General features: G+C 62.9%; 14 protein-coding genes. 5 read left to right on the forward strand and 9 right to left on the reverse strand.

Annotated features, from left to right (window positions below; translation table 11 throughout):
- Positions 1–64: 64 nt before the first annotated feature.
- Positions 65–10,585, reverse strand: coding sequence for an autotransporter-associated beta strand repeat-containing protein (locus J1G18_RS07225; protein WP_223007310.1), 10,521 nt, complete (start codon positions 10,583–10,585; stop codon positions 65–67).
- A 453-nt stretch (positions 10,586–11,038) separates the two neighbouring features.
- On the opposite strand from J1G18_RS07225, the gene J1G18_RS07230 reads away from it, so the two are divergent.
- Positions 11,039–11,998, forward strand: a complete 960-nt coding sequence (locus tag J1G18_RS07230) for a nucleoside-specific channel-forming protein Tsx (protein ID WP_223007311.1) — start codon at positions 11,039–11,041, stop codon at positions 11,996–11,998.
- A gap of 15 nt (positions 11,999–12,013) precedes the next feature.
- Positions 12,014–13,036, forward strand: a complete 1,023-nt coding sequence (locus J1G18_RS07235; protein ID WP_210557544.1) for a purine-nucleoside phosphorylase — start codon at positions 12,014–12,016, stop codon at positions 13,034–13,036.
- Positions 13,037–13,156: 120 nt separating this feature from the next.
- On the opposite strand, the gene J1G18_RS07240 is transcribed toward J1G18_RS07235, so the two are convergent.
- From J1G18_RS07240 to J1G18_RS07250, 3 genes are all read right to left on the reverse strand, one after another.
- Positions 13,157–14,113: a zinc-binding alcohol dehydrogenase family protein gene (locus tag J1G18_RS07240; RefSeq protein WP_223007312.1), complete on the reverse strand. Its 957-nt coding sequence runs from the start codon at positions 14,111–14,113 to the stop codon at positions 13,157–13,159.
- A gap of 29 nt (positions 14,114–14,142) precedes the next feature.
- Positions 14,143–14,316 (reverse strand): DUF1427 family protein, encoded by a 174-nt coding sequence (locus tag J1G18_RS07245; protein ID WP_007969534.1) that lies wholly within the window; start codon positions 14,314–14,316, stop codon positions 14,143–14,145.
- A 212-nt stretch (positions 14,317–14,528) separates the two neighbouring features.
- The gene (locus J1G18_RS07250) at positions 14,529–15,305 is read right to left on the reverse strand and encodes an AraC family transcriptional regulator (RefSeq protein WP_223007313.1); all 777 of its coding nucleotides are present in this window, start codon (positions 15,303–15,305) and stop codon (positions 14,529–14,531) included.
- Between the two features lie 136 nt (positions 15,306–15,441).
- Between J1G18_RS07250 and J1G18_RS07255 the strand changes: the two genes are divergently transcribed.
- A complete protein-coding gene (locus J1G18_RS07255; protein WP_027613849.1) occupies positions 15,442–15,669 on the forward strand; it encodes a DUF6555 family protein in 228 nt (75 codons plus the stop codon).
- Between the two features lie 40 nt (positions 15,670–15,709).
- Positions 15,710–15,982: a hypothetical protein gene (locus J1G18_RS07260; RefSeq protein ID WP_098968039.1), complete on the forward strand. Its 273-nt coding sequence runs from the start codon at positions 15,710–15,712 to the stop codon at positions 15,980–15,982.
- 22 nt (positions 15,983–16,004) lie between these two features.
- On the opposite strand, the gene J1G18_RS07265 is transcribed toward J1G18_RS07260, so the two are convergent.
- From J1G18_RS07265 to J1G18_RS07275, 3 genes are all read right to left on the reverse strand, one after another.
- The gene (locus J1G18_RS07265) at positions 16,005–16,172 is read right to left on the reverse strand and encodes a metallothionein (RefSeq protein WP_081730276.1); all 168 of its coding nucleotides are present in this window, start codon (positions 16,170–16,172) and stop codon (positions 16,005–16,007) included.
- A 965-nt stretch (positions 16,173–17,137) separates the two neighbouring features.
- Entirely contained in the window at positions 17,138–17,593 is a 456-nt protein-coding gene (locus tag J1G18_RS07270; protein WP_098968038.1) for a DMT family transporter, read from the reverse strand.
- Between the two features lie 4 nt (positions 17,594–17,597).
- Positions 17,598–18,083, reverse strand: a complete 486-nt coding sequence (locus J1G18_RS07275) for a DMT family transporter (protein ID WP_223007403.1) — start codon at positions 18,081–18,083, stop codon at positions 17,598–17,600.
- Between the two features lie 113 nt (positions 18,084–18,196).
- Here J1G18_RS07275 and J1G18_RS07280 point away from each other — a divergent pair, with 113 nt between their 5' ends.
- Positions 18,197–19,132: a LysR family transcriptional regulator gene (locus J1G18_RS07280; protein ID WP_139055733.1), complete on the forward strand. Its 936-nt coding sequence runs from the start codon at positions 18,197–18,199 to the stop codon at positions 19,130–19,132.
- Between the two features lie 214 nt (positions 19,133–19,346).
- Here the strand turns inward: J1G18_RS07280 and J1G18_RS07285 are convergent, their stop codons facing one another.
- Together J1G18_RS07285 and J1G18_RS07290 are read right to left on the reverse strand one after the other, a co-directional pair.
- Positions 19,347–19,709: a Mor transcription activator family protein gene (locus tag J1G18_RS07285; protein WP_223007314.1), complete on the reverse strand. Its 363-nt coding sequence runs from the start codon at positions 19,707–19,709 to the stop codon at positions 19,347–19,349.
- Between the two features lie 31 nt (positions 19,710–19,740).
- On the reverse strand, positions 19,741–20,016 hold the full coding sequence (locus J1G18_RS07290; protein ID WP_262415532.1) for a hypothetical protein: 276 nt from the start codon (positions 20,014–20,016) through the stop codon (positions 19,741–19,743).
- Positions 20,017–20,045: the final 29 nt, after the last annotated feature.

Consider the following 20,045-nt stretch of genomic DNA (forward strand, 5'->3'; position numbering starts at 1 on the left):
CAAAGGCTTTCGATTGTGCAAAAAAAACCGCCCTTTCGGGCGGCTAAAGTACTTCGACCATGATTCAGAAGCTTTGACTGAAGCTGATGTTGAACGCGCTGTCGTTGTTGTCGCTCGACACCTGGCCTGAGTAGCCGATGCCCAGCTTGCCGGTCGGGGTCACCTGGAAGTCGATGCCGGCTTCGAGCAATGCGCTGTCCTTGGCGATGGGTACGCCCTGGGTGCTGAACGAGGCGCCGCCGTCGATGAAGGTCAGGTCGGCGTCAGGTTTGGTGTCGCCGTAGGCATGCCGCCAGCCGATGGCCGCGCGTGGCGTCAGTTGGCTGCCGTTGGCCAGGGTCACCAATTTGCCGACACGCACACCGAGGGTCGAGTAGGTGATGTCCTGATCGGCGTCGGCCTTCAGGCGCCCCACTCCACCTTTTTCCTTGCCGGTGTCGCTGTCGTAGTTGACGTAGGCAAGCCCGGCGAACGGTTCGATGGCAACGCCTGCTGCGCTGATCGCGTAACCCACTTCACCGAACACCTGCGCACTGCGCGCGTCGTAATCGGCCTTCAGGCGATCGTTGTAAGTACCGACGCTGACATCGCGTTTGGTCTCGATGCTGTGCCAGCTGTAAGCCGCGCCGAGGCGCACCGCCAGTGCATCGAATTGCGAGTTCAGATAACCGGCCAAGTGGTAGCTGTCGACCTTGGCATCTGAGTTGCGATCGTGCGCATTGAGGTTACTGCGGGTGTAGCCGGCCGCCATCCCGGCACGCCAGGTGTCATCCAGCGCCTTGTCGGTGCCGAGCATGAAACCGCCAAGGTTGCGATCGACTTTCGCCGTGTTGCTGTCGCCGCCCATGTCGCCCCAGGCACCGATAGCCCGGATCCAGCCGACCATTTCCCCGTGGCAGCCGTTGCTGCTCAGTTGCGTGTCGCTCGGTGCCAGGGTTTTGCGTGGATCATCCGCGGCGCTGCACGATGGCTGGCGCATGCGGTCATTGACCGCCTCGCGGATGAAGCGCGAGTCCTCCAGCATGGCGCTGGCGGTGCTGGCGTGGATTTCACCCGACAGGCTGTCGAACGCATTGCGCGCACCGGCGACGCTGAGGTTGACGATCTGGTTCTGCAACGCCGCGCCGGCCGCTCCGTTATTGGACAGTGCCGTGGCGGTGCCGCGCTGGTTGCCCGTGGCAGCGACATCGGCGAACGAGTTGCCGTTGCGGCTCACGGCCAGGGTCACCGAATCGGCACCGTAGATCAGCGAGCTGTTAAGGAACGCGTACTGCGGCAGATCGGTGGCACTGAAGGTATCGGTCACCCCACCGCCCGCAGTGATCAGCGAGTAGGTGGTGTTGCCGGTGAATGGCGCCAGGCTGTTGACCACCAGACCGCCGCCCAATGCCGCCGTACCACCCACCGCCAACGGTGTCGCGGTTGGCGAGCTGACGGTCAGCGCCAGTACACCATCGCTGCTGTTGGTCAGGTTGCCGGCCACGCTCAAGGTGCCGTCAGCGCCACCGGAAGCCACCACACCGTGGTTGACCACCGAACCGACGCTGCCGTTACCGCTCAGGCCTGCGCCGTTGGCGACCGTGACTTGTGCGCCCAGCGAAGCCCGGGCCGCACGGCTGCCGACTTGCAGCAGGCCTTGATCGACGGAAACCGTACCGCTGAACGGTTGATTGCCGACCATCAACAGGCGACTCACGCCGCGTTTGAACAGCGCGCCGGTGCCGTTGAGCACACCGTTGAACTGGCCATCGGTGTTTTGCTGGAACACCAGCGTGGCGTTGTCGGTGATGTTGCCTTGCAGGCTCGTGGTGTTACCGATCAGCGTACCGCCACTGACGGTGGTGCCACCGCTGTAGGTGTTGGCGCCCGTCAGCACGAGGGTGCCGGAATCGAGTTTCTCGATACCGCCGGTGCCGATCAGCGGCACGTCGATTTCAGCATTGGCTCCGGCATTGACCCGCACCGGCGCCAGGCTGCCGTCGGCACCGTTGACTGGTGTCAGCGTACCGCCAGCGCCCGGCACCAGGCTGTAGCCGCCGGTGAGGAACTGCAGACCGGTGAAGTTCTGATTGCCCTGCACAGTGACGGTACCGGCCTGGCCACCAAACACTGCGAATTGACCATTGGACGCCAGCGCCTGCGTACCGCTCGGATCGGTCCAGTTGGTGCCCGGGCCCCACACGCCACTGCCGCCACCGATGCTGCCATCAGGGTTGGTAGTGCCGCCGTTCCAGAACTGCACCTCACCCGGCGTGCCTTGTACCAACAGGTTGACCTGATTGGCGATCGCGGTTTGCAGGGTCAGGTTGGCCGCCGACACCGGCAGGCTCCCGTAGACCAGCCCGTTGTCGGTCAGGCTGCCACCGTAGCGGAACAGTTGATAGACCCCGGTGCCGAAACCGCCGGCGTTGCTGATATTCAGCGTGCCGTCGAGGGTCAGGTTACCGGCGACGTTGACCACCGTGGTGGAGCTGGCGGCCGAGCCGAGGCTGAAGTCCAGGTTGGTGCCCGAGGACAGCGCCAGCGAGCCGACCGACAACGGTGTAGCCGTGCCGCCACCGGTCAGCGTCGCACCGCTGGCCAGTTGCACGTTGCCGCCCAGTTGCCCGCTGCCACCGACTTTCGCACCACTGGCGACGTTGACGTTGGCACTGTTGAGCACGCCGTTAACGATCAGGTTGCCGGCCTGCACCGAGGTATCACCGGTGAAGGTGTTGTTGCCGGTCAGGAGCAATTGGCCGGTGCCGGTTTTGTTCAGCGTGCCGGCGCCCGTCAAGTTGCCGGTGTAGCTGCCGTCGGCGTTCTGCGCGAAGGTCAGCGCCGCGTTGTTGACGATGGCGCCTTGCAGGCTGCTGGTGTCGCCGGTGGTAGTGCCAGCGTTCAGCGTGGTGCCGCCGCTGTAGGTGTTGGCGCCGCTAAGCACGAGGTCACCGTTGCCGTTTTTCACCAGACTGCCGGTGCCGGTGATGGCGCCGAGCAGCGTGGTGTTCTGGTTGCCGGCCAGGGTCAGTTGCGACCCCAGATTGATCGCGTTGGCCAGTTGCAGCGCCGAGGTGCTGTCGAGGCTGCCGTTGCCGGTCACGCTCAGTGCACCGCTGCTGATTGCGCTGTTGTTGCCCAGCACCAGCGTACCGCCAGCGAGCTGAGTACCACCGCTGTAGGTGTTGCTGCCGTTGAGGGTCAGGCTCGAAGCGCCGGACTTGATCAGGCTGCCCGCCCCACTGACTACACCGTCGAGGGTCAAGGCGTTACTGCCAGCGACAGTCAGGCCACCGTTCACCACCACATCGTTGCCCAGCGTGACGGCCGCGTTGCTGTCCAGCGCGGTGCCGTCCGCAGCGGTCAACACACCGCTGCCGAGCGCTGCGTTGTTGCCCACGACGATCTTGCCGCCATTGAGCGCGGTGCCGCCGGTGTAGCCGTTGGCGGCGTTGAGCACCAGCGTGCCGGTGTCGTATTTGCCGAGGGTGCCGCTGCCGTTAAGCGCAACGCCGACGGTCGCGGTGGCGTTCGGATCGACTCGAACCGTGGCGTTACCCAACGAACCGTTGACCAGATTCAGCGAACCCGCGGTGCCGTCCTGCAGGCTGTAGCCATCGGTGACGAACTGCATGCCGGTGATGGTTTGTGCGCCGTTCACGGTGACCGTGCCCGCCGTGCCCTGGAACACCGCGAAGTTGTTGGTCCAGGCCTGATTGGTGGTGCCGTTGACGTCGGTCCAGTTGGTGGTGCCGGCGCCCCAGGTACCGCTGCCGCCATCCACCGAACCGTTGGCGACGAGTTGATTGCCGTCCCAGAACTGCACGGTGACGCCCGGTGCGGTAACCAGCAGGTTGATCTGGTTGGCCAGCGCGGTTTGCAGGGTCAGATCGCCCGGAGTGACGCTGCCCGGCACCGTGCCGATCAGCATGCCGTTGTCGGTCAGGCCGCCGGTGTAGTTGATCAACCGGTACACACCGCTGCCGAAACCACCGATGTCGCTGACATTGAGGTTGCCGTCGAGGGTCAGGTTGCCGCCGACGTTGACCAGCGCGTTGCCGCCACCGGAGACCGGCGTGCCCAGTCCGACATCGAAATTGGAGTTGGCGTTGAACACCAGCGAGTTGACCGACAAGGTGCTGCCGGTGGCGCCGGCCAGATGACCGCCATCCGCCACGGTTACCGCCCCGCCGAGCGAGCCGCCGCCGGTCAGGGTGCCGCCGCTGTTGACCAGTACGCTGGCGCTGTCCAGCGCGCCACTGACGTTCAAGGTGCCGGCGTTGACCGTGGTGTTGCCGGTCAGGCTGTTGAGGCCGGTCAGGGTCAGCGTACCAGTGCCGAGTTTGCTCAACTCGCCGGTGCCGGTGAGCACGCCGTCAAAAATGCTGCTGGCGTTGTTGCCGCCGATGCTCAGGGTGTTGCCGCCGCCGATCAGCGCTGTACCGCTACCGGTCAGGCTGGCGAGACTGCCGGAGCCGCCGAGGTTCAGCGTCGCCGCAGCGCCGAGATTGACTCCGGCATTGCTGCCCAATGCCGAGTTGCCCAGTGTCGTGAGGCTGCCCGACTGCACATCAAAGGTGCCGCTGAAGGTGTTGTTGCCGGACAGCGTCAGGTCGGCCAGACCATTCTTGGTCAGGGTGCCCGCCCCGGCGATTACGCCACCGAGCGTCAGGTTGTTGTTGCCAGCCACGCTCAGGTTGGCATTGACGTTGACGTTGTTGGCCAGCACCAGCGGCGCGGTGGTGTCGAGGGTCGACGCACCCGCCACGGTTACCGCGCCGGAGCCCAGGCCCGCCGAGGTGCCAAGGGTCACGGTGCCGGCGTTCAGTGTGGTGCCGCCGCTGTAAGTGTTAATGCCGTTGAGCGTCAGGTTCGACGCGCCGTTCTTGATCAGACCGCCGGTGCCGCTGACCACGCCGCTGAGCGCTACGTCGCTGCTGCCGGTATTGGTCAGATTGGCATTGAGCACCACGTTGTTGCCCAGCGACACCGAGGTGTTGCCGTCCAGCGCCGAGGCACCGGCCACGGTCAGGTTGCCCAGGCCGAGTGCGCCGTTGCTGCCGACGGTCAATGTGCCGGCGTTGAGAGTGACGCCGCCGAGGAAATTGTTAGCCCCGCTCAGGATCAGGTTGGCCGCACCATTCTTGGTCAGGCTGCCGGCGCCATTGATCGCACCGCTCAGTGTCAGATCGTTGCTGCCGACGACATCAAGGTTGCCCGCCAGATTGATCGCGTTACCCGCCGTAAAGGCGCCGCTGGCATCCAGTGTGGTGCCGCTCGCCGCGTTCAGAGTGGCCGAGCCCAGCGCGCTGTTCGACGCCAGAATCAAGCCGCCCGCATTCAGCGCCACCGGCCCGAGGAAAGCGTTGTTGCCGCCGAGGGTCAGGCTGGCCGCGCCATTTTTGATCAGGCCACCAGTCCCGCCGATCACGCCGTTGAGGGTCAGCGCATTACTGCCGACCACCGTCAGATTGCCATTGAGCGTTGCCGCGTTCGCCAAAGTGACCGCTGTGTTGCTATCGAGTTGTGTGCCAGCGTTGGCGGTCAGCGTGCCGCTGCCCAGCGCGGTGTTGCTGCCGACGATGATCTTGCCGCCGTCCAGTTGCGTACCGCCGCTGTAGGTGTTGGCGCCGTTGAGCACCAGGGTGCCGGCATCGAGTTTGTTGAGGATGCCGCTGCCGTTGATGTCCACGCCGACCGTGGCGGTCACGCCCGGATCAACCCGCATCGCCGTGGTGCCGCCGCTGCCGTTGACGGCGGTCAGCAGACCCGACGTGCCGTTGACCACGTTGTAGCCATCGGTGAGGAATTGCATCCCGGTGAACAGTTGCGTGCCGTTGACCGACACTGTGCCGGCCGTGCCCTGGAACACCGCAAAATCGCCGGCCCAGGTCTGGTTCAGCGTGCCGTTGGAATTGGTCCAGTTGGTGCCGCCGGCAGTCCATGTACCGGTGCCGCCGTCCACATTACCGTTCGGGATGGTCTGGCTGCCGTCCCAGAAGCGCAGGTTCGTGTTAGGCGCCGACACCACCAGATTCACCTGATTGCCAAGGGTCTGCACAAGGATGTCACCGAGGCCATAACCCACCGGCACACCGGCCACGGTCAGGCCGTTGTCGGTCAGTGCGCCGATGTAGTTGAACAAGCGATAGACACCCACGCCAAAGCCGCCGGCATCGGTGACGTTGAGGTTACCGTCGAGGGTCAGGTTGCCGCCGATATTCATCAGCGAGGAGGTCGATGGCGTGGCAAGGCTCGCGTCGACATTGCTGTTGGCAGTGAGAATCAGCGACGAGGTGGACAAGGTATTGCCCGAGGACAACGCCAGATGACCGCCGCTGTTGATGGTGATGAAACCAAGCGCCGAACCGGTACCTGTGAGGGTCGCGCCGTTGTTGATGTTGAGCTGGGTGCTGGCCAGCGAACCGGTGAGATTCAGCGTACCGGCGTTGACGTTGGTGTTGCCGGTGATGCCGCTGCTGCCGGTGAGGTTCAGCGTCCCGGTTCCGACTTTGGTCAGCGCACCGCTGCCGCCGAGGTCGCCGTCGAAGGTGCTGGTGCTGTTCACGCCGCCCACCGTCAGGGTATTGCCTCCGGCGATCTGCACACTGCCGCTGCCGCTCAAGCCGTTGAGGCTGGCGCTGCTGTTGAGATAGAGATTGGCACCGGCGCTGATGTTGGCGCCGGAGGTGTTGCCCAGCGCCCCGCTGCTCACGGTGGTGACGCTGCCGGAGGCGATGTTCAGCGCACCGGTGAAGGTGTTGTTGCCGCTGAGCGTCAGATCGCCAAAGCCGTCCTTGGTCAGGCTGCCGGCGCCATCGATCACGCCGCTGATGTTCAGGGTGTTGCTGCCGGCCAGGGTCAGGCCGGCGTTGAGGGTGATGTTGTTGCCGACGCTCATGCCGGTGCTGGTGTCCAGCGTCGAAGCGCCACCGACGGTCAGGCCGCCACTGCCCAACGCAGCGGCCGAGCCCAGTGTCAGCGTACCCGCGTTGAGCGTGCTGCCACCGCTGAAGGTGTTGGTGCCGTTGACGGTCAGGTTGGCGCTACCGTTCTTGACCAGTTGGCCGGCGCCGCTGATCACGCCGCCGAGGGTCAGGTCCTGGGTGCCGCCGACGCTCAGCGCCGCATTGAGCACGACCGCGTTGGCCAGGCTGACCAGCGGCGAACTGCTGTCGAGCGTTGCCGCGCCGCCAACGGTCAACGCACCGGTGCCGAGCGCCGAACTGTTGCCGGCGGTCACCGTACCGGCGTTCAGCGTGGTGCCGCCGGCGTAGGTGTTGGTGCCGTTGAGGTTCAGATTGGCCGCGCCGTTTTTCACCAGGCTGCCGGCTCCGGCGACAGTGCCGGTGAGGGTCAGGTCTGCGCTGCCACCGATGTTCATCGCACCGGCCAGGTTGACCTGATTGCCCAGCGTGACGGCAGTGTTGGTGTCCAGCGTGGTGCCGGCTGCCGCGTTCAGCGCACCGCTGCCCAGCGCGGTATTGCTGCCGACGATCAGCTTGCCGACGTTGAGTGCGGTGTTGCCGAAGTAGGTGTTGGCGCCGTTGAGAATCAAATCAGCGGGGCCACTTTTGGTCAGGCCGCCAACTCCGGAAACCACCCCTGCAAGCGTCAGCGCATTGCTGCCGCCGATTGTCACGTTGCCGCCGAGGTTGACGTTGTTCGCCAGGCTGGTCGCGGTGCTGGCGTCCAGCGTGGTGTTGTTGCCAGCGTTGAGCACGCCGGTGCCGAGCGCGGTGTTGGAGCCGACGATCAGTGTCCCGGCGTTCAGCGACGTAGAACCGGTGTAGGTATTGGCGCCGGTGAGGGTCAGGGTCGAAGCGCCAGTCTTGATCAGGTTGCTGCTGCCGCTGATCACGCCGCCGAGGGTCAGCGGGTTGGCACCGCCGGCAGTCAGGTTGGCGTTCAGGGCAATCGCGTTGTTCAGCGTCACGTTGGCGCTGCTGTTAAGCGTTGCGCCCGCACCGCCCACGGTCAACGTGCCGGTGCCGAGTGCCGCGCCGTTGCCGACGGTCAGGCTGCCGGCGTTGAGCGCGGTGCCACCGGTGAAGGTGTTGGCGCCGTTGAGGGTCAGGTTGGCCGTGCCGTTCTTGATCAACTGGCTGGCGCCGCTTAGCACGCCGCCGAGGATCATGCCGTTGCTGCCGCCGATGGCCAGGTTGCCGTTGAGGGCGACGTTGTTGTTGAGGATGACCGAGGTGTTGCTGTCGAGGGTCGCGGCGTTCGCGACGGTCAGGTCGCCGCTGCCCAATGCGGCGGCGTTGCCAACGGTCAGGGTGCCGGCATTCAGCGTGGTTCCGCCACTGAAGGTGTTGGCGCCGTTGAGAATCAGGTTGGCCGCGCCGTTCTTGGTCAGCCCGCCACTGCCGCTGACTATGCCGCCGAGAGTCAGATTGGCGTTGCCGGCGATGTTCAGGTTGCCGCCGAGGGCGACCGCGTTGCTCAGCGCCACGGTGGTGCTGGCGTCGAGGGTGGTGCCCGCCGCCGTGGTCAGTGCGCCGGTGCCCAGCGCGGTGTTGGAGCCGACGATCAGCGTGCCATTATTCAGCGCGGTGCCACCGGAGAACGTGTTGTTGCCGCTGAGGGTCAGGTTCGCAGTGCCGCCCTTGATCAGGTTGCCGGCGCCGCTGATGACACCACTCAAGCCAAGCGCCTGAGTGCCACCGATGGTCAGCCCGCCTGCCAGCGCGACGGCATTGGCTAACGTCACGGCGGCGGTCGCATCCAGCGTGGTGCCGGCCGCCGCGTTCAATGCGCCCGTGCCGAGGGCGGTGTTGCTGCCAACGAGCAAGCTGCCGCCATTGAGTGCGGTGGTGCCGCTGTTGGTGTTGTTGCCGGTCAGGGTCAGGCTGGCGCTGCCGCTCTTGGTGATCGCACCGGTGCCGGAGACGATGCCGCCCAGGGTCAGCGCATTGCTGCCGAGCACGTTCAGCGCACCGGTGATGCCGACGTTGTTGCCCAGTGTCACGTTGCCGGTGCTGTCGAGGCTGGTGCCGTTGCTGGTGTTGAGCACACCGGTACCCAGTGCGTTGTTGTTGCCGACGCGCAAGGCCCCGGCACTGAGACTGGTGATCCCGGTGTAGGTGTTGATGCCGTTGAGGGTCAGGCTGCCGCTGCCGGTCTTGGTCAGGTTGGCGGCGCCGCTGATTACCCCGCCCAAGGTCAACGCACCGGTGCCGGTTGCGGTGAGGGTGCTGTTGAGCGTGATCGCGTTAGCCAGTGAAATCGGTGCCGTCGCTGAAATGCTCGAAGAGCCGCCAACCGTGATGCCACCGGTACTGAACGACTGGTTGTTGCCCACCAGCACCACACCGCCATTGAGCACGGTGTTGCCGGTGTAAGTGTTGATGCCGTTGAGGTTGAGCTGGCCGCTGCCGATCTTGGTCAGGCCGCCTGTGCCGGAAATCACACCGTTGAGGGTCGTGCCGTTGATGCCCTGCAGGGTCAGGCCGCCGGCGCCCAGGTTGATCTGGTTGGCCAGCGTCAAACCGGCATTGCTGGCCTGGAGGATCCCGCCGTTGGACGTCAGCACGCCGCTGCCGAACGCCGCGTTGTCGTTAAACTGCGCGACACCGCCATTGAGGGTGGTCGCACCGCTGACCAACGGCCCCTGCAAGGTCCAGGTGCCGCTGTTGAGGGTCAGGTTGTTGAAGTTGACGTAGGTGGCGCTGGACGCCGTGCCCGTCCCGGTGGTGCCGCCGCCAAGGCCGATCGGGTTTTGCAGAATCAGCGTGTTGGTACCCGCCGCGCCGCCATCGATCGTTCCGGTCGGGGCGAAGGTCAGGTTGATGCCGATCAGGCCACCGAGGCCGACGGAGACTTGCACACCGTCGCCGACGTTAACGCTGGAACCGGTGATCGCGTAGAAGGTGTTGGTGCTGCCCGCCCCCATCGACACACCGCCGGTGATGTTGCCGGCGTTGGTGAAGGTGTTGCCCGCCACTGACGTTTCGAACGCAATCCGGCCATTGATGGTGCCGCTGGCACTGTTGGTCATGTTGACTTGCGAACCGCCATACACCCCGACCACCGGGGTATCGGCCAGGGTGATGCCGCCGACCGACAGCCCGGTGGAGGTGATGGTGCCGTCGTTGGTGATGGTCGTGGTGCCCGACACCGAGTTGTTCACGGCAATCCCCAGCCCGTCGATGCTGGTCAGGTTGAGCCCGAGCAACATGCCGGTGCCGCGAATCAGCCCGGTGGCGTTGTTGACGATGCTCACCGTGCTGGTCGCGCCGGTACCGATGAACGCACCGCCACTGAGGATCGACACCAGGCCCAGCAAGGCCGGGTCGAGGGTGCCGGAGTTGTTCAGGTTGATGTTGGCCCCGGTCAGGTTGAGCACCTTGCCGCCCAGGGTGGCGTTCATCTGCGCTCCGTTGGTGACGTTGACCGTCAGGCCGCTGGTGGCACTGCTGTAGTCATTGAGAAACAGCGGCAGCGTCGGGACGCCCGAACAGGTAATCGTCGAACCTGCCGCCGAGCAGGTCGCGAGCGCCTGCTCGCTGACGCCGCCGAACAACAGTCCGGCAACGCTCAGGTGCACAGCAAGGGAAAGTGGGGAAAAACGCGAAACGAGGGCGACACCAAACCTTGCTTCCACGGGCTACTCCTTGTCGTGGCCAAATTCTTCCTTGAAGGCGTGGGAGACGTGCTTATTCCACACGCGAATCAAGACTGCGACGGTCATCACAAAACCGCGTCTTGGCTGACAAGCTAGTAGACGCCCCGCGATGGGGCACTGATTAAATGGTGTTAATACTTTAATACTAGGGCCTTCTAAACCGCGGGTTTCGGCCAGTAAACACTGGGTTTGGCGACACCTGACTAACCCTGTGGGAGCGGGCTTGCTCGCGAAAGCGGTGTAACTGAGAAGGATGTGTCACCTGACCCGACGCCTTCGCGAGCAAGCCCGCTCCCACAGGAGAATTTCAGCGTTTAAAAGAAACTGGTACGCCTTGTGCAAACGTTTGCGACCTGCCGATAACGGCTTTTTCGTAACAAAACCGTACAGACCCGCAGAACCCGGGCCTCGATCCGAAAAAAAGGACTTTGAATGCACGTTGCTTCCCTTCTTCGCGCCCCGTTTGCGCGCACGTTTGCTGTTTCCCTGCTACTGACCGGCGTTACCGGAGTTCTCAGCCACAGCGCGTTGGCGCAACCGGCGCTGCCCGACGAATCCGCTCAGGGCGAAGCCCTCAGCCCGGAAGCTGCCCCGCCGAAAAAAGGCGTGTATCTGTCGGACTGGTACAACCAGGACCTGACGCTGATCGGCAGCAAGGACATCAGCTTCGGGCCGCAACCGGCCGACGATATCTACCTGGAATACGAGTACTTCGGGCGCAAGGGTCCGTTCGAGCTGTACGGCTACGTCGACATTCCGAAGATCTTCAACATCGGCAACAGCCATGACAAAGGCGTGTGGGATCACGGCTCACCGGTGTTCATGGAACACGAGCCGCGCATCTCTATCGACTACCTCGCCGGCCGCAGCCTGGCCATCGGCCCGTTCAAGGAATGGTACGTGGCGTTCGACTGGATCTACGATCACGGCAGCCGCAAGGAGAACCGCGCCAACACCCTGTACAGCGGCTTCGGCACCGACATCGACACCCATTCGCGGGTCAACCTGTCGGCCAACCTGTACGGGCGCTACCAGTGGGAAAACTATGGCGCGAGCAATGAGTATTCGTGGGACGGCTACCGCGCGCAGCTCAAGTACATCGTGCCCATCGACAAATTCAGCAATGGCGCGTCGCTGACCTACATCGGTTTCACCAACTTCGACTTCGGCTCGGACATCCACAAGGACAACCCGGCGCGCACCGCCAATGCCACGGTGGCGACCAACGTGTTGCTGTATTCGTTCACCCACCTGCGCTTCACCCTGGTCGGCCGTTACTTCCATAACGGCGGCAACTGGGAGGACGGCAGTGAGTTGAACTTCGGCGACGGCAATTTCCGCGCGCGCTCCAACGGTTGGGGTTACTACGCCGGCATCGGCTACCAGTTCTGAAATCAGGAGATTCTCATGCAAGCAATGACGCGTCTGACCCTGGCCGCTGCGGCCCTGCTCTCTTCCACGGCGTGGGCGGCTGAAGCGCCGATCCAGCCGAAAGTCGTACTGATCACCATGTTCGCCCCCGAGGCGCAGAACTGGATCGAGCGCCTCGACCTAAAACAGGAAATCCGCGTACCGGGGCTGTCCGCCGAGTACCCGAGCATTCGCTGCAACAGCCAGCAGGTGTGTCTGCTGACCACCGGCATGGGCCAGACCAACGCTGCCGCCTCGACCCTGGCCCTGGCGCTGTCGCCGAAATTCGACCTGCGCAAAAGCTACTTCCTGATCGCGGGTATCGCCGGCATCAGCCCGAAGCACGGGACCATCGGCACCGCCGCGTGGGCGCATTACCTGGTGGAATTCGGTACCCAATGGGAACTGGATTCGCGCGATGCGCCGGCGAGCTGGCCGACCGGTTACCTCGGTATCAACACCAAGGGTCCGAACGAAAAGCCGCCGCTGGACTACAAGACCGAAGTCTTCGAACTCAACCCGACACTGCAGGCCAAAGCCTTCGCCCTGAGCCACAAGGTCGAACTGAGCGAGAGCAAGGAGTCGGCGGCGTGGCGCCGGAAATACCCCTCGGCCCCGGCCAATCAGCCGCCCGTGGTCACGCGCTGCGACACGCTGGCGGGCAACACCTGGTTCTCCGGTACACGCCTGAGCGAACGCGCCGAGGTCTGGACCAAACTGCTGACCGATAACAAGGGTGAATACTGCACCACACAACAGGAAGACAACTCCACCTATGAAGCGCTGCTGCGTGCCAGTCGCGAAGGTCTGGTGGATGTGCAGCGTCTGGCCGTGGTGCGTGCCGGCTCTGACTTTGATCGGCCGGCACCGGGCGGCAGTGAAGTGGATAATCTGCTGAAATACGCCGATCAGGGCGGGTTCGTGCCGGCGCTGGAAAACCTCTATCGCGCCGGCAACCCGCTGGTGCAGGACATTCTGAAACACTGGTCGGCGTGGGAAAACGGCGTTCCGCAATCCTGAGTACAACACGGTAAAAATGTGGGAGCGGGCTTGCTCGCGAATGCGGTGTATCAGCCAATACTTGCTTCGCTGACACACCGCTTTCGCGAGCAAGCCCGCTCCCACAGTTGTTTTGCGGTGTCAGGGAATCAGGATGACCTTGTCGCCACTGCCCTGATTCACCTGCGCGTAGCTGTCCACCCCCTCCGCCAATGGCACCTGCACCAACCACTGCGGCAACGGCAACAGATCCTCATCAAAGAACCGCCCAAACTGCTCGAGCATCGCCGCACAGGCTTGCACGCCGTACAGCAGCGAGTTGATCCCGACCACCGAACCGCCCTTGCGGTACAACGCCAGCGCCGGCAACTGCACATGGCCGTCGACCGGTGCGGCGATGATCGCGATGCGGCCGAACGCTGCCAGTGCCGCCACCGAGGCCGGCAGCCAGAAGCCGGTGGTGTCGAAGATCACGTCAGCGCCACCGCTGTACACCGCGTTGACCTGCGCGCCGAGGTCTTCGGGTTTATCCAGCTGAATCGTCTGGAAGCCCTGCGCCTGCAACTCCTTGACCTGCTCCGGCCGCCGCGCTGCCGCGAGGATCTGCGCACCGCGCACCTTGGCCAACGCCAATGCCGCCGTGGCCACCGCGCCGCCACCGATCACCAGCAAACGGGTTTCAGCCGTCACCAAGCTACGCTCCAGCGCATCCCACGCCGTGGTGTACGGCACGCCGAGGCTGGCCGCCTGGGCGAAACTCAAGTGCGACGGTTTGTGCGCCACGCCATTGGCTGGCAGTTTGACGAACTGCGCGTGCGAGCCATCGGCGAAAAAGCCCAGCTCACGCCCGGTGCCCCAGACTTCCTGACCGAGCAACGCCTGCGGGCCTTCGACCACGACACCGGCAAAATCACGCCCGGGAATCCGTGGCAACGTGGTGTACGGAAATCGCCCGAGCACGTTCTTCACATCGCTGGGGTTCAGACCGGCCGCCTTGATCTCGACCAGCACTTCATCAGCGCCGGGCACCGGGGTCGGTACGTCGACGAAATGCAGGGAAGACAGATCGCCGGTTTTATCGAATTGCAGTGCTTTCATGAGGACATCCATCAAAGGGAAAAAGGAATTCAGGACAGCCAACCGGCGACCAGTTGCCGGCCCATCGGCCACAGCTGCTCACCCGCGAGCATGCCCAGCAGCCCCACCAGCGCGATGGCCGGTGGTGCCGGGGAACGAAAATCCAGCGCGCCATAGAGCAGGCCGACACCGAGACCGATGGCCAGCGAAATCAGGTAGTTCATGGAGGAAACTCCGCCGCGTGAAAGGAATGGGCAAAGTCTAGGGAAGGATCGGCAGAGGTGTCGGCCAAGGACTTCTGAATTTCGGCCAATTCCCCGCGTTCACTGTCGTCCCCTGTGGGAGCGGGCTTGCTCGCGAAGGCGGCGGGTCAGTCACTTTATGCTTCACAGACAAACCGCTTTCGCGAGCAAGCCCGCTCCCACAGGGATTGCGTTCAGGTGGCCGTAAATTGCGAAGGCGCCACGCCCAGCTCGCGCCGGAACATGTCACTGAAACTGCTCGGCGAGTATCCCAGCTCGCGAGCGATCGCGCTCACCGGCACGCCCTGAATCAACTCGGCCACCGCCGTCGCCAGTTGCACCTGCCGCCGCCATTCGGCGAAGCCCATGCCGAGGCTGTCCTTGAACAGCCGCGCCAGCGTGCGCACGCTGGCCCCGGCGTTTTCCGCGTGCTGTTCGAACGGGATCTCCAGCGACGGTGCCGCCATCACCGCCTGGCACAGATTCATCAGACGCCGGTCGGAATCGTCCGGCAGCGGGATCTTCAATTGCGAGCGCCGGGCACGCTTGAGCTCTAGCAACGCCAGCCCGACCAAGGCGTCGTAATAAGCCGGCTCACCGCTGTCGCCCTGCTCCACCAGCCCGACGATCAACTCACGCAACAGCCCACCGACCTCGATCACCTGCACCGTCGGATCCAGCGTTGCCGCCAGCACCGGGCGCAGGTAGATATTGCGCATTTGCAAGTCCGAGACCACGCGAATTCCATGCGGCACCCCGGGCGGCAACCACACCGCCCGCTGCGGCGGCACCACCAGCGCCTCATGCGGGGTTTCGACCCACATCACCCCGCTCATCGCATACAGCAACTGCCCCCAGACATGCTCGTGCGGCTCGATGAACAAACCACGCGGATAGGTACGCGCCAGCGGTTGCACCGGCACATCGGTATCCGTGAGATCGGGGGGTGCGGCGAGGGCCATGGCGAGCATTCATTGGGGTTGGCGGAAGGCGCATGGTAACCAGTCGGTCACAGCGTCGACAACGATAGATACCGTCGGACAATCCGAGTGAATTTTCCCGACGCGCCGCGATCCTTCTAATACCACAGGGAGGATTACGGGCTTTATGAACAACGCAAAACTGTTTGTCATCGATTACACCCTTCACGGCACGCCTAAGTCGTTCATTATCCGCTCGGACAGAATGGACAACGCCGAGGCGTGGCACTGGGCAAGCTGCGACGCCGGTGTGGGTCGCATCCCGCGTTTCGGCCGGGAAAAAGTGCAAAAGACCAGCAAACCGATGGCGGAGAAATTCGGCGTGGAAAACGTCACATGGCGACCGGCGAGCTAGACTCTCGTCAGGCGATGGGGACTCTTTGGGGGCGTACACAATGACCAGCATCTTCAGCCCGGCGCATCTGGATTACGGACTGGACACCCTGTTCGGACGTATCACCAAAAGCGTGGACTGTCGGGTGGGTCTTGAGGCTGTCGAAGACGACCCGTATAGCTTCGCCCTGCGTGTGCCGGCGCCGTTACCGGAAGACCTCGACCAGGCGAAAACCGTGGTGGTCAGGGTTGACGGGCGACGACTGCAAGGCACGGTGCGCCGTACCGAACGGCTGGATGATGAAAGCCTGAAACTGCAAGTGGAGCCTGATTAGGCTCCACTTTTTTTGCGCGCGGTTATTTGGGGTGGGCGCAATGGCAGCCTTTGCTTGAACACTCTTCACCGCCCTTGTGGTGGTGCGCGCAGGCTTCACAGCAATAGTGTTTGCCGTGCACGGCGTAGGCGTGGTCGCCTTCCTTGATCGTGCATTTGCAGTTGGGGCAGTCGCATTTTCTATCGGGCATGGGGGCAGACTCCTTTTTTTGGTGGTTGTCTGGGCTTTTGGGATAAGCCGTAAATACCAGTGTAGGAGCTGACGAAGGCTGCGATCTTTTGATTTTGCTTGGGTGCGATTTGGATACTTGGTTTTTGGGTGTATATCCGTTTTTTCGGGTGCTGCCGCTGGCGGTTTCGCTCTTACAGCGAGTCACCTTTTCCAAACGCCGAAAAGGTAACCCAAAAGGCTTTGCCCCGGCGTACGGCACTTCGCTTAGGCTCAGTGTTCCCTCGCTACGGTGTCCATCCGGGGGCATCGCCTCCGGTTTGCTTCGCTGCACCTCCTCTCGATGTATGCGGCTTCGCCGCATGGCGCTGCGCGCCTAACCCCCGGATGAACACCTACGCTCGGCCTGCCGAAGGGGCAAAAGATCAAAAGCCAAAGCCACATCAAAAGCCAGATCAAGAGCCCCTCACCCTAGCCCTCTCCCGGAGGGAGAGGGAACTGATCGCGGTGTTTGGGAGAGGTGCGCCGACGTGAAACACCCAGTCGAACTCAGGTTCTGAAAGGCTCAAAAATCGGCTCCCTCTCCCTCGGGAGAGGGCTGGGGTGAGGGGTAGATCCAACACAGAACACAAGCCGACCGCATGCTTTTCCACCACTCAACAGGATGAGCGCAAGCTCGGCTGCAGCTTTTGATCTTGATCCACGGGCGACGTCGGAAGGCTGAGTGGAGGGATTCATCCGGGGGTGGGAGCGCAGCGACCGTTTGGCGCAGCCAAACACAGCGAGAGGAGGTGCAGCGAAGCAAACCGTAGGCGCTGCGCCCGGATGAAGCCCGGAGCGAAGGGCCCCCGAGCCCCAGCGAGCGGGCCGAACGTAGGAGCAAGCGTTTTTTTGCTTACTTTTTTTAGGCGTTTGTAAAAAAAGTGAGTCGCCGTAAGGGCGAAACCCTAAGCCGCCGTTACCGCAGCAACGGATATACACCCAATCTCAATCAGAACGACGAACACTACTCCGATACATAAAGACCAAAGCCAACCCCAGACACACCATCGCCAACACCCGCGAGGACGAAAGCTCGATCGCCGGATTCCCCAGCCAGCCAAAATTATCGATCAACATCCCCATCCCAAGTTGGCCAACAATCACCGCAACAGTCGCCACCGCAGTCCCCACAACAGGCACCGCGCCAACCATGACCATCATGTAAACCACGCCAAACAGCGCCCCGCAGACCTGCCACTTCGGCACATCAAGCAAACTCACCGCATGCGCCGGTTCAAAAAATACAATCAACAACCCGGTGACCACAGCCCCGACGAAAAACGTCAGCAAACTACTGCGCAACACCCCGACGGTCTCGCCCAAGCGCCCATTGATCGCCGCCTGCACACTCAACACCGCGCCAGCCAACACCACCACTGCCAACAAAATAACCAGACTCATATTCTCAACCCCGCGCAATCAGAACCAGTGCCACCACTATCAACCCCAACGCCAGCCAGCGCTCGGCATTGACCTTCTTGCGCGTCGCGCCGAACCAGCCGAAATGGTCGATCAGCACACTCTTGCCGACCTGCCCGGACAGGATCGCGATCATCGTCATCGCGATCCCGATATGCGGCGTCGCCAGGGTCAGCACCACCACGTACATCGGCCCGAGAAAGCCGCCGATCAATTGCCAACGCGGCAGATCGGTCAGCGCCGGGCCTTTCTGCGGGCCGGCGAACAACAGCAGCAAAAACAGAATCGCCGAACCCACGCCGAAGATGCTCAAGGTCGCCCACAGATGCCCGACCTGCTGCCCCAGCGGCCCCAGTAACCCGGCCTCCACCGACAGGCCCATGCCGGCCAGAATCACCAGCGGCAGCAACAACAGGCGCAACCACGACCGGGTCGCCGGCGCCGGCACACTCACTTCATCCAATGTCTGCATCATCCAAAACCCAAGCAAGTAAACGATGGCGCGGATTATCGGCTGGCGTAGCTGTGCGATAAATGGGAGCATCCGGACAACACTTTTGCGCAATGCGCACAGCAGGACGATCCATGCACGGGCTGAACGAACTAGGATTCAAGGCGCTGAGGCTGTTTGTGGCGGTGCTCGACCACGGCAGTTTTTCCGAAGTCGCCCGCCGCGAGGGCGTGGCGCCCTCTTCGATTTCACGGCAGATCCAGTTGATGGAGCAGGCGCTGAACCAGCAATTGCTCTACCGCCACACCCGCGCCGTGACGCCGACCGAGGCCGGGCGCATGCTCGGCCACCATGCGCGGCTGGTGCTGGTGCAACTGGAAGAGGCCGAGCAGGCGTTGCAGGAACAGCAAAGCGAACCCACCGGGCTGGTGCGGATCAACGCGCCGGTGGTGTTCGGCCAACGGCATCTGACGCCGTGGCTCGGTCAGTTGTGCGCGCGCTATCCAAAGCTGCAACTGGACATCCAGCAGACTGACCATTACGTCGACCCGTTGCAGGAAGGCGCCGACCTGCTGTTTCGCATCGGCCCGATGCACGACTCGAGCATGCAGGCGCGGATTCTCGCGCCGCACCGCTTTCAGGTCGCGGCCAGCCCGACTTATCTGAAGCGCCACGGCACACCGCAACATCCCGACGAACTCGCGCAACACCAGTGCCTGGCCTACAAAGGTGCGACCGGTCAGCAACGCTGGTTTTTCCGTCAGGATCAGGACGACTGGACGCCTTACTCGGTCAAAGGCCCGATCACTGGCAACCACGCCGACACCCTCACCCAGGCCGCCGAACAAGGCTTGGGGCTGGTGATGTTTCCGTCCTGGTTGATTGGTGAAGCGGTGCGCGAAGGCACGCTGGTGCCGGTGTTGCGCGAGTATCAGGTGTCGAACAGCCTGGAGCCGCAGCAGATCGCAGTGCTGTGGCCGGGGAGTCGAAGGTTGTCGGTGAAGGTGCGGACGGTGATTGATTTCTTTGTTGAGTGCTTCGGCGAAGTGCCGTACTGGGACAGACCTTGAAGCTGAAAATCAAAAGCCCCTCACCCTAGCCCTCTCCCAGAGGGAGAGGGGACTGATCGGGGGATAGTCAAGAGATACGCTGACATGAGTGTTGACGCGTGACCTAAATCATACCCAAGAAGCTAGATAAACCCGACACATGCCGGGCTACCCTGGCACAAACTGGGACACCATCTGCAATTCCCTTACACCCAGTGCAATGAAAATCGCCCCGTCAGTCATCAACCGACGGGGCGAACAGATCCGCCTGTCGACGCGCCACCTCATCCTTCCTCACAGCCTTCACAATCTTATAAATCCATTGCAGCGACACCGAATACCTGCGCGCCAGATCACTATGATTCGTCCCATTGAACGCCTCAAAGATCTCCCGATCTCTCCGACTCAACTTACCCGCCAGCCCCATCGGAAAATAGACATTCTGCCCGCCCCAATGCGCCGCCATCCGATCGGCCACCTCCTGAGCCACATGCCGAGCCGCCCCATCCTCCATCGACACCAGCTCGACCAACGAGGCAGCCACATGCTCAGTCAGATCAACCAACAACTCTGGCCCCTTACTACGGAAGTCACTCATACCCGCACCGCCGCACGCTCGAGGCCACCGATCATTGCGCCTGCTCCCTGACCAACGTGAGCCAAGCCACATCAACCCCACGCACAGTCACCGTATTACAAGTGAACTGCCCCGCAGACGAATAACGGACACCCCGCAAAACATCCCCGAACTGCTCAACGAACAGATCCGCACTAGCCTCATCAATAAACACCTTATTGTCCAGCAGCACCTGCTGCTTGACCTCAATACCAGCCCCACGCAACTCCCGGACCACTTCGTTGAAGGCCGAAAGCATGACCGCAAACCCCTCAGCCAAAATACTCAACGGCTCACGCCTCAACCGACCCGCCAGAT

It is taken from the genome of Pseudomonas sp. MIS38, assembly GCF_019891575.1.
GTDB classification, from domain to species: Bacteria; Pseudomonadota; Gammaproteobacteria; order Pseudomonadales; family Pseudomonadaceae; genus Aquipseudomonas; species Aquipseudomonas putida_A.